The 2,673-nt window shown below is 73.6% G+C and carries 3 protein-coding genes; all 3 read left to right on the top strand.

Features of this window, described 5'->3' with window-relative positions; translation table 11 throughout:
- Positions 1-396 precede the first annotated feature (396 nt).
- Genes Q0195_RS07530 through Q0195_RS07520 form a run of 3 tightly spaced genes read left to right on the top strand, consistent with a single transcriptional unit; the run spans position 397 to position 2,599 of the window.
- Positions 397-1,050 (top strand): L-threonylcarbamoyladenylate synthase, encoded by a 654-nt coding sequence (locus Q0195_RS07530; protein ID WP_366518085.1) that lies wholly within the window; start codon positions 397-399, stop codon positions 1,048-1,050.
- Positions 1,047-2,159: an MraY family glycosyltransferase gene (locus tag Q0195_RS07525; protein ID WP_299276602.1), complete on the top strand. Its 1,113-nt coding sequence runs from the start codon at positions 1,047-1,049 to the stop codon at positions 2,157-2,159. Before Q0195_RS07530 ends, Q0195_RS07525 begins: the two co-directional genes overlap by 4 nt.
- Positions 2,156-2,599 carry a hypothetical protein gene (locus Q0195_RS07520; RefSeq protein WP_299276599.1) on the top strand — a complete coding sequence of 148 codons (444 nt, stop codon included), beginning with the start codon at positions 2,156-2,158 and terminating at the stop codon, positions 2,597-2,599. Before Q0195_RS07525 ends, Q0195_RS07520 begins: the two co-directional genes overlap by 4 nt.
- The last annotated feature ends 74 nt before the right edge of the window (positions 2,600-2,673 follow it).

The following is a 2,673-nucleotide window of genomic DNA, read 5'->3' as shown; positions in this document are numbered from 1 at the left end:
GGGTGGGGTGGTCGTGAGGAGATGCCGGTCTTGTGAGGGGGTGGGGATACGTGGGGGCACCCGCTTCGAGAGGGCGGGCAGTGGGCCTCCCAGGCGCGGGGGCTGCCGCGTCGGGTGGCGTGCCGGGGTTGGGTGAGGCGGGCGAGGGGGGTGGCGCCGGGAGGGCCGCCTGCACGCACGGGCGTGGGAGAGCCGCACGGGACATCGGCAGGAGTGGCCACCGGTCCGAGCCCGCGTCGAGCGGGCGCATCAGTCGAGCGGGCGGCATCAGGCGACCGCGTGGGAAGCGAACGCCCACGGTCCCGCAGGCGCCCCGCCGCAGCCCGGACCCAGATCCCCATCACACACGCCCGCCGGGTGACATCCCCAGCCAGGGTGCGTGGGAGGATCGGGCCCGTGAGCGTGTACGACTGCACCCGGACCGAGACCCGTGACGCCGGCATCGACGCAGCGGCCGGCGCCCTGTCCCGCGGCAGGCTCGTCGTCATGCCCACCGACACGGTCTACGGCATCGCCGCCGCCGCGTTCGACCCCGAGGCCGTCGCCGCGCTGCTCGCCGCCAAGGGCCGCGGCCGTCAGCACCCGCCACCCGTCCTCGTCCCGGCGCCGACCACCCTCGCGGGCCTCGCCACCGACGTGCCCGACAGCGTCCACGCCCTCGTCGAGGCCTTCTGGCCCGGCCCCCTCACCGTGATCTGCCGCGCCCAGCCCACGCTCGCCTGGGACCTCGGGGACACCGGCGGCACCGTCGCCTTGCGCATGCCCGACGACGAGGTCGCCCTCGCCCTCCTCACCAAGACCGGCCCGCTCGCCGTCTCGAGCGCCAACCGACACGGCGGCCCGGCCGCCACCACCGTCCTGGAGGCCGCCACCGCCCTGGGCGATCGGGTCGAGGTCTACCTCGACGGCGGACCCTCCCGCGGCGGGGTGCACTCGACGATCGTCGACGCGACCGGGACGCCCCCGCGCATCGTCCGGGCCGGTGCGCTCAGCCGGGAGGAGCTCGCCGCCGTCGTCCCCGACATCGAGGGCGGTGCCGAGGGACCGTGAGGGTCTACCTGCTCGTCATGCTCGTCGCGGCCGTCGTGACGTTCATCGCCACCCCCGTGGCGCTCCGCGTGGCCCGCGCGACCAACGCGCTCACCCCGGTCCGCGCCCGTGACGTGCACACCACCCCGACCCCGCGGCTGGGTGGCGTGGCGATGCTCGCCGGCTTCGCCATGGCCCTCCTCATCGCCTCCCGCGTGCCCTTCCTCGAGGGTGTCTTCACCACGGCGCAGCCCTGGGCGATCCTCGCCGGCGCCGCTCTCGTCAGCCTCCTCGGTGTCGCCGACGACATCTGGGACCTGGACTGGATGACCAAGCTCGCCGGCCAGATCCTCGCCGCCGGGCTCATCGCCTGGCAGGGGGTCCAGCTCATCACCTTCCCGATCTTCGGCCTGACCATCGGCTCCTCCCGGCTCTCCCTCATCGCGACGGTGCTCGTCGTCGTCGTCGCGATCAACGCGGTGAACTTCGTCGACGGCCTCGACGGGCTCGCCGCGGGGATGGTCGGCATCGGCGGGCTGGCGTTCTTCGGGTACACCTATCTCCTCACCCGCACCGCGACGCCGGGCGACTACTCCAACCTCGCCACCGTCGTCATCGCCGCCGTCGTCGGAACCTGTGTCGGCTTCCTCCCGCACAACTTCCACCCCTCGCGCATCTTCATGGGGGACTCCGGCTCGATGTTCCTCGGCCTCACCGTCGCGGCCGCCGCGATCACCGTCACCGGCCAGATCGACCCGGCGGTGTTCTCCGCCGGCCAGGTGCTGCCGGCCTTCGTGCCGATCCTCCTGCCGGTCGCCGTCCTCCTCCTGCCGCTGCTCGACATGACCCTCGCGGTGCTGCGCCGGCTGCGCGCGGGCAGCTCGCCGTTCAAGCCGGACCGGATGCACCTGCACCACCGGCTGCTGGCCTGGGGCCACAGCCACCGCCGCGCCGTCCTCGTCATGTACCTGTGGACCGCCGTCATCTCGTTCAGCGCGGCCGCGCTCGTCATCTTCGACAGCCACGCCGTCCTCATCGGCACCGGGGCGTGCGTCGTCATCGCCCTGCTCGTCACTGTCGGTCGGCTCCCCGGGCTGCGCCGACCCCGTCACGCGAAGGAGACCGCATGACCTCCCAGTCCCCCCTCCGGGCGATGTTCCGCACCGTGATGCGCCAGCTCGCGGTGCTGCTCGCCGTCCTCGGCGTCGGGGGGTCGGTGATCGGCTACCTCGCGGTCGGCACCCCCGGGCTGTGGGGCGCGCTGCTCGGCACCGCGCTCGTCGCCTTCTTCATGCTCACGACGGCGCTCGTCATGCTCGCGACGGCGGACAAGCCGCTGCACGTGGCCAGCGCGGCCTTCATCGGGAGCTGGCTGGCGAAGGTCGTCATCGTCTTCGTCGTCCTCCTCCTGCTGCGCGACCGCGACTTCTACCACCCGCTCGTGTTCTTCGTCACACTCTCCCTGGCGATCCTCGGCTCCATCGCCATCGAGATGTCGGCGGCGCTCAAGGCGCGCGTCCCCAACGTCGACCCCGGGGCGGGGGCCGCGCAGGACGACGCCGGAGCCTGACCCGCCAGGGGTGGTCCGGCCGTAGCCGCCCACGGACGCGTGACCCGTGACAGGGGGTGGCCCGCCCGTAGCCG

It is taken from the genome of uncultured Georgenia sp. (assembly GCF_937958535.1).
Taxonomy (GTDB): domain Bacteria; phylum Actinomycetota; class Actinomycetes; order Actinomycetales; family Actinomycetaceae; genus Oceanitalea.
Note: the sequence above shows the minus strand (reverse complement) of the source record. Positions and strands in the feature narration are given on the sequence as shown.